The organism is Flavobacterium sp. (assembly GCF_021151785.1).
GTDB lineage: Bacteria > Bacteroidota > Bacteroidia > Flavobacteriales > Flavobacteriaceae > Flavobacterium.
This window is the reverse complement of sequence record NZ_JAGKWP010000099.1, coordinates 1-8,450: the sequence shown is the minus strand read 5'-3', so window position 1 is coordinate 8,450 and position 8,450 is coordinate 1. Positions and strand designations below refer to the sequence as shown.

The following is an 8,450-nucleotide window of genomic DNA, read 5'->3' as shown; positions in this document are numbered from 1 at the left end:
GCATGGATCCATACAATTCATTGTCTTCAACAATGAAAACTTTGATATTAGAATTATTCATATTTTTTTCTTACTGTTTAAATATTTTAATAACAATAAATTATCATCACTGATAGTTCTGTAATCGTGATACAGGACGTTAATCCTGGTGCGGATTTTGAAAAAGCGTTTGATGGAAAGGACTTCTATTAAAAACAATGCAGACCCCAGCAAAATTAAAATAGCAAATTCAATTTTGACATTGCTTAAAAGATAAGCTTCAACAATCAGGATAATATTTGCCGTGCATAAAATAAATGAAGCCTTCTTATGGTCGAAACCGGTTTTCAAAAGCAAATGATGAATGTGAGACCGATCAGCAGAGAATGGAGATTTCTTTTTCAAAATACGAAACAAAAATACACGCATTGTATCAATCACCGGTACCAGTAGCATGGAGAAAACGACAAGCACAAAAGTAGTTGTCCATTCTGTACTTGCTGAAAGATTTATAACCTTTATCGCAAAAACAACCATCAGATAACCTAACACAAGTGAGCCGGTATCTCCCATAAAAATCCGCGCGGGATTGAAGTTATATTTAAGGAAGGCCAGTAATGAAGCTGCAAATGAAAATGCAAATATTGCAAACCCATAGTTACCTAAAAAGAGAAATAAAAAACCAAACAATGTTGCATTTATAAATCCCAAGCCGCCAGCTAAACCATCAATGCCATCAATTAAATTAAATGCATTGGTAACACCGGCAATAACAATTATTGTAAAAACATATTCAAAGATCATCATGAACATGCCATCTATATGAAATATATTTGGGAAGTGAATAACAAAACCTGCATGTACAGCCACTACAGCTGCAATACTTTGAATGCATAACCGGAATAACGGAGACAATCCTTTTAAATCATCAACAACACCTGTTACCAGAAGCATACTTATCGCAAAAGAAATACTGATGGCTTCGAGCAGTGATAATAAGCCTGTCCATATAATAGCAGATGCCATGATACCAACAAATACTCCTACTCCACCCATCGTTGGTATAGGTTCTTTATGTTGTTTTCGCTGGTCGGGCTTGTCCAAAAGATTTTTTTTCCTGGATAAATAAATGACAACCGGGATTGCTGCAAAAGACGCTGCAAAAGCGATCATAGAAGCAATAATAATTTCCATGTGATTTGATAGAAAGTGTTCCATAGAATTACAGATTTATTCAAAAAACATTTTAGGATTGTTTAAATGAGCAGCACCAGTTTCAAGCAGATACTTTTGGCTTACTCTTTTAACACTTGAGTGAACAGATTTTTTGGTATAACGATAGTCAAACCCGTAAACAAGATTTGCATACTTTTTTGAAATTTCTTTCCAGGTATAACGCCTGTCAGCAATTTCTTTCATCGAATTTGCATTATCATTGATTTGCTCATGCGTTAATTTTGTTACACATGCAATTAGTTCTTCATCATCGTTAAAATATATAGCTTTATTTTCTGTTGTAGCAATATTATAAGAAACATTAAAAGCGATAATAGCATTTCTTAAAAACATAGCTTCAACCAAACTGGGATTAGTACCGCCAGCACTATGACCATGAATATATATCGTGCAATTTGATCTTAACAAATCAATGGTACGCTGGTGATAAATGGGATCCAGCAGAATAATATTGGAAGTATTTTGATACTGCTCTTTCAGCTCTTTCCCATATTCACTAGCATTCCAATTACCTACAATCACCAGTTTTTGTCGTGGCATTTGCGCAAATGCAGACAATACAATATGAATGTTATTCTCCGGTTCAATACGGCAGACCTTAAATGCATAAGCATTTTCTAAAAAAGGATATTTTTCAGCATCTTCATTTTCGATTTTCACCGCTTTTGTATGATCTGCACCATATTCGATAAGATAGCTTAATGTTTTATAGCATTCCGCAGTATATTTTTTTATTGCAGCATTATCCGTTATATCGGCATCTGAAAATTTGACAGCCAGATATTCGGAGAGTTTCAAATATTTACGAATAAAATAATTCCATTTATCACGCTTCCATTCAAGACCGTCAATATTTACTACAATTTTTTTCCTGGTAAACATTTTAATGAATGGAATCATAATACCGCCGGAAACGCCTAAAACAATTAATGCTTCGGCATAAAAAAGAGCGTGAATGATCGTCACAATATCATACAATATACTTTGTATGCCATTGGCGTTTAATGGAACATAATGAAGTCTGGCTTTATTCCAATAACGAACGCGTTCTTCTTTTTTATAAAATGCATTGCTGCAATAAACATGAAGTTCAAATTCATCATTCAGGTTCGTTACTAACTGCTGCGCCAAAGTTTCGAATCCGCCGTATCTGGCAGGCACTCCTGCTGTTCCAATAATTGCTACCTTTTTCATAGTGGTTTACATATATGTTGAAAGGAATACAAATAAAAGTCCAGAAATAAAAAGCGCTTAATTAAACCCAATAAGCCTATCAAAAAGTATTATTTATCCATCCAGAGGATTTTTTTCCAAAAAATGGAATTCTTAAGAAGTAATGGCTTTCCGTATACCTAAAACAAATGTATGATTACTGAATTCCTGAGAACGCTTCCGGGCATTAAACGATAAATAATTATAAAAGCTTTTATTCGAGAAAATTCTTTCTATTTGGCCAGCAATAGATTCAATATTTTTTGAATCTGTTTTAAAGCCATTAAACTCATCACTCACCAGCTCCGCAATGCCTCCAACCGGTGGCACAATAACAGGCAACCCATAACTCATCGCTTCAAGAATAGTCATCCCGAATGTTTCAATCCATTGATCTGTCAATGAAAGATTCAATACAAGATCGGCTTCTTTAAAAAAAGCATGTACATCTTTTTGAACAGAAAATATGGTGATATTAAATGGAACATTACGGGTATTCAAATAGGCATCTATTTCAGCTCTTGAGCTATTCAGCACCAGCGTAAATGAATATTGAGGAAGCATAAATGCCAATTGAATAAATTCTTCAACTCCCTTATATCTTTTCAATGAACAAAGCATTAGAACATTCTGATGGTTTTCTTTTGGGCTTGAACTAGTCTGAGATTTTTCAACAAACGCATCCGAAAGTGCATTGTAAACAATAAAATTCTTTTTACCAGATATTAATTCTTTGTTTTTTAAATATTCTGATACATAGATTACGGCAGAAGCAGTATATCGAACCATACAAAGCAAAAAAGATTTAAAAGCCTGGGGTTTTATAGAGGTTTCATGTATGTGATAAACTACTTTTTTATTCATGCATTTTCCAGCAAGGGCTGCACCAAAAGGTAAAACAGTATTTACATAAATAACCACATCCTGTCTGTAGTATTTCAGCAGCCGGAAAAACAGGAAAAACTGGCTGAAGAAAAAATAGGTCAAAGTGACCATTTTAGATTTTCCCCAGCTGTAATTAAATAAAAAATAATTGGCTCCGGAGATATTACTTAGAAAGCCATCAGAATTCCTGTTTGTATAAATATCCACTTCATGACCATCCTCTATCAAGCCTTTAACAGCCTGAGACAGTACCAGCGGGCTTCCGCTGTAATCATTCAACAAATGTACGCTTACAATCTTTTTCATCACTCAATTTTTTATTGAATCATAAACATCTTTAAGAATCTCACCTTTCACTTTCCAATCAAATTTGCTTTTGAATTTCTGCAATGCTCCAAGGGACAATTTTTCATAGAAATGCTGATCGTGATAAAGATGATCTAATCTAAAGGAAAATTGTTCGATTGATTTTTCATACGTCGAATACAAAACTTTTAATCCACATGAAGCATCTATAAATTCACCCGGTCCTTCATTATCAAAACAGAGCACAGGCAAGCCATATGAAAGGGCTTCGGGTACAACCATACCAGCCCCCTCATGTGAGGGGAAAAAGAAAACAGATGCCTCTGCATAAATTTCTTTCATCTTTTCCTTTTCAACCCATTCTGTAATCAGAACAGCATCTTCTAATGCAAGTTCTTTAATTTGTTCTTTAATAGATTTTAAAAGCGGTCCCTTTCCCACCAGATGCAGCCGAACATTTTTTTTCTTTTCAGAAGATAAAGACATATAAAATTTATAAAATGCCTTTAACGTAACATCAAACCCTTTCAACGTAACCAATCTTCCAACAGATAAGATCGTAAACATCTTTTTTGTTTGAAATATCAATCCACTATCGACAGGATCAGCGCTAACTGCCGGCATTTTAACAATTTTTGATTTTTGAAGTATGTTTGCTTCAGCTCCAGTATTCATACAGATAATTTTATCAGCCTTTTTAAAAGCCAGCTTCAAAAAAGGGTCAAGGCTCCAGAACATATTTTTAACGAACCACAAAACCCTGCTTTTAATATATTCAAGCTGCCCATATGGCTTATAAACATATTCTGCCGGAGCTTTGGGATGGTGGCCTATAGGTCCCCAAACCAAAGGTTTTTTTAACAACCATAAAAACGTTGGCGTCCAGTCATTATGAAAATTTACATTGTGAACAATGTCATACGACACGTTGCTTTTTTTGATAAACCGCGGCATAAACAATTGCCATAAGTAAAAATAAAGCATGGCACCACGATCCCCTTTTTTCCAGAATCGCATCCAGTAAGGTAAATCAAAATATAAAAACTGAATCTGATTATGAAATGTGTCCGGATAGGCATTTAAAAATTTTTCTATAGATTCACGGTTGTTTTCCCTGGTTACAACAATAGCTTTGTTGTAACGGGCAATTTCGCCAACAAGGTTCCATCCGGTTCCATCTTCAGATCCTTTGTAGGGATTAACAGCATACGCAGTTGCAAGAATAGTTTTCATGGTATAATATTCTTTATCGTTTCACTGATTCTATTTTTTATCACCCGTGCAGGTACGCCACCAATAACAGAGTTATCAGGCATCGATTTAGTTACAACAGCTCCGGCAGCAATCACACAGTTATTTCCAATACTTACACCATCCAGTATTGTCACCTTGGAACCAATCCAGCAATTATGCCCTATACTGATCCCCTTTCGGCTTACCCCCTGATACCTGATCAACGTGTCTAAAGAATCATAGTTATGATTTTCCGGATGGCAACTTAAGTATTGACCAATAATACAATTATCCCCAATCTCTAATCCGCCGCCTCCACCCAGATATGCAAACTCCCCAATGCCAACATTATTACCAATATGAATATGATTTCCCAGGTTGTTCAAACTGGTAGAGATTATAAGCCTGCTGTATGCACCTATACTCACATTATCTCCCAGTCTTAATTTGCCAGTACCTAAAGCACTCAAATAAGCATGATCATCAATTTTAACATACCTGCCAAATTCAATGTTACGTGCATACATAAATTGTACATTCTTACCCAACATTAATAACCGGGGATTTTTTAAAGTGAACAGCACTTTCACACCACGAATAATTGAAATCATTTTATTCCATAACAGTACAATCAGAATATACGAAGTGATATGTGGATCAAATTCAAAAACAGGATTTCTGAATTTGATGACTCTTTCGATTAATCGTTTCATACTACATTCATTTAAGATACATTGATATATTCCTGAACGATTGTATTAAGGGTTTTGGCTCTATCAATATTTTCTATGGATAAATATTTAGAATTGGCATTTCCCATAGAAAGTTTGTTGAATAAGAACCGGTAATCATGTGTAAGTTTTTTAATATCTTCTTCACGTAATTCCATTTTTCTTTTTAGAATTACTTCAGGAGATGCATATAATAAAACATTCAATTTGGGTTTATAAATAAAAGCATATAGCCATGTAACCACTTTCTTATTCAGCTTCAGGTTCGATCGTTTTGAATCACCAATAAAATCAAAATAATATCTGTCATAAATAACCGTATAGCCACGCATCACATAACGGATGTATACATATACCTGACCCAGCAGATAATCAGCATAGTAATATGAAAACCGGAGAGCTGAAGAAATCCAGCTGTCATTTTTACCCTGTCGAGGCATTCGTTCCGCTGCCATTGCTTCAGCCTTTTCCTTGCCATGTTTCCATGCGCTTAGGATTGGCAGTATTGAAGGGCGATGCCGAAGTACTACAACTTTTTTTCTGAATTTATAAACAAAGGTATTTTTAAGATCTTCGATAATCGTTGACTTTCCCGCACCGTCTACGCCACTAACTGTAACAATTATTCCTTTATTGATAAAAATTTCAGTTGTGATATCTTTGATATAATTTATCCAGGACCGAATACCGCGCCAGCCTTTGTTTTCGGGCTGCTTATTTATTATTCTTTGGATATCGTTCCTGATAGAATTCGAATAGGAAAACATGTACTCAATGGATAATTCATTTAATAAATATTTTTTATTCATGTAATGTTGAATATGCATTTTTTCACTTACTGAAAGTGATTCAAAATAAGTCACATACTTATGAGGTAAATCAGAACCATTAAGCTGATAAAACAAAATCATATATTCAAAATCATGTTTTTCCTGAGGAACTTTAATGCCTTTCTCCGTCTTAGATACTTCTTTTAAAACATCATGGGCAGGAAACAAATAATCTGCCTTCCTTTTAAAAGCATGCAGCAAATCAATACTCAAAAAACTACCGTCATTGAAAAATAATGCGACAGTAGTCATAAATGTTTTTTCAACCTTGTGGATTTTACGTACCAATGCTGTGCCTTGCATATAAAGTATAATCTGATCCAAATCCTGCTTATGAACCAGAATATCTAAGTCTGATGAGTCTTGTATATATAAAATATCTTTTTCAGGAAATTTCATTAACGCATATTCATACTTATCAAGGAAAACAAATAGCTGATTTATGAAACTCTTGCGCTGCAAACCATAGCTCTTTTTAACGAGTATGTCTTCAATAGCTTTATACCATACCTTAACCAGCCAGAATACCTGCATGTGAAGTTCTTCCTGTTGACGATAAACATTAAGATAATAACTGATTGTATAGAGCAGGTAAGCTTTATAACACAAATTCACATTGATATTATATCTATTGATGATATCTTTTATTATAGGATTTTCGAGTGCCTGATTAATTTCCTGCTGAATCCGGATCAGATCGGCATGATCAATTAAAATATTTTTTTGAAACACATAATGAAACAGATCAAAAAATATCGGAGCCTTTTTATCCGACAATTCCCAATCATATACATACAACTTATCAATAGTTGCATACATATTCCACGGTGTAAAATCAAAATGCGTCTCTGTAAAAGGTATTTCAGAATCAAAATCCAATAGTTCCAGGCTTGAACGCAACATCTCAATAAGATTAGCTGAATCCGGAATACGTTCATCAGGTTTCAAGCTATAAATAGTTTCAATCAACTGTTCCCTGAACCTGTTAATGCCGGATAAATTATAGGTAATTGTTTTTTCATACATTTCAGACAACGATTTAAAATGTACTTCTGTCAATGCATTGGAAACAACTACCTGATTAGGCTTAACGTTTTTATAAATTAAAAAATCAGAATCGGATGTCATGACATGCTCAGGGACAACCGTATGTTCAAGATTTAATTTTTGAATTCGTTGAATGGAACCAAGTTCTATTGCTATATTTTTTTTTGATGCGGCAGAGATCGCCCATTTTGCAAAATGCGTACTAATACCTTTCGTATTAAGTTCTACCAACACTTTCCTGTTGGGGCCCACAGTACCCGTAAAAATACTATAGTTATCATGTGGAATATGTTCAATCAACGTTTCAACCCGCAATTCTTTTTTTGCATATATTCTAAAACTACCTGCAAGAAATAATTTCTGAACATTCAATGCATATGAAATTTTCAAAACCGAGGATAACACTTTTGCCTTCAGCCCGGATGCATTATAAAAATTTAAAAAGCTTGGCGTCTTAAGATCTGAAGGAAAAATCCACCGTATTGTTTTATCCGGATTCTGAATGTAATTATATTCTTTATATTTCAACTGTAATGATTTACTCATTGAAAAATCAATTATATAATCATAACTATCTACTGGAAAATCCGCAGGATCTGAAAAACTTATCAAGACCAATGCTGGTGCAACTGATTTTTTTTCAAATGACAGGAATGGACCGTTGAAATCTGTCCGCTTACCCGGATCATATAGAGTAATTATGTTATTAGCCGGGATAAAGATTTTCAGCAAAATATCCAGATCATTTTTTTTCAAAAATTGTTCCATAGCTTTATTATTTATGTTACCAGAAATACCAATAAAATGCCAGAAGAATAATCATCTCATTTTTAACCTATTGCATTTAAATAATAAGTTTTAGTTTCCCAACACGGGACTTCCTTCCAAAAAATGGAAACTTTATAAAATACGGGCATATTTCGTACATCTAATTATATAATAATCAGAACTATTAAGTCCAGACAATCGTATCATCCAGCATAAATACCAG

General features: G+C 34.2%; 6 protein-coding genes. All 6 read right to left on the bottom strand.

Annotated features, from left to right (window positions below; genetic code table 11):
• Positions 1 to 57 precede the first annotated feature (57 nt).
• Positions 58 to 1,173, bottom strand: coding sequence for a glycosyltransferase family 4 protein (locus QZ824_RS09545; RefSeq protein ID WP_291275793.1), 1,116 nt, complete (start codon positions 1,171 to 1,173; stop codon positions 58 to 60).
• 36 nt (positions 1,174 to 1,209) lie between these two features.
• On the bottom strand, positions 1,210 to 2,409 hold the full coding sequence (locus QZ824_RS09540; protein WP_291275792.1) for a DUF1972 domain-containing protein: 1,200 nt from the start codon (positions 2,407 to 2,409) through the stop codon (positions 1,210 to 1,212).
• A 132-nt stretch (positions 2,410 to 2,541) separates the two neighbouring features.
• Positions 2,542 to 3,618 carry a glycosyltransferase family 4 protein gene (locus tag QZ824_RS09535; RefSeq protein ID WP_291275791.1) on the bottom strand — a complete coding sequence of 359 codons (1,077 nt, stop codon included), beginning with the start codon at positions 3,616 to 3,618 and terminating at the stop codon, positions 2,542 to 2,544.
• A 3-nt stretch (positions 3,619 to 3,621) separates the two neighbouring features.
• Entirely contained in the window at positions 3,622 to 4,851 is a 1,230-nt protein-coding gene (locus QZ824_RS09530) for a glycosyltransferase (protein WP_291275790.1), read from the bottom strand.
• Positions 4,848 to 5,564, bottom strand: coding sequence for an acyltransferase (locus QZ824_RS09525; protein WP_291275789.1), 717 nt, complete (start codon positions 5,562 to 5,564; stop codon positions 4,848 to 4,850). Before QZ824_RS09525 ends, QZ824_RS09530 begins: the two co-directional genes overlap by 4 nt.
• An 11-nt stretch (positions 5,565 to 5,575) precedes the next feature.
• Positions 5,576 to 8,227 (bottom strand): hypothetical protein, encoded by a 2,652-nt coding sequence (locus tag QZ824_RS09520; RefSeq protein WP_291275788.1) that lies wholly within the window; start codon positions 8,225 to 8,227, stop codon positions 5,576 to 5,578.
• Positions 8,228 to 8,450 lie beyond the last annotated feature (223 nt).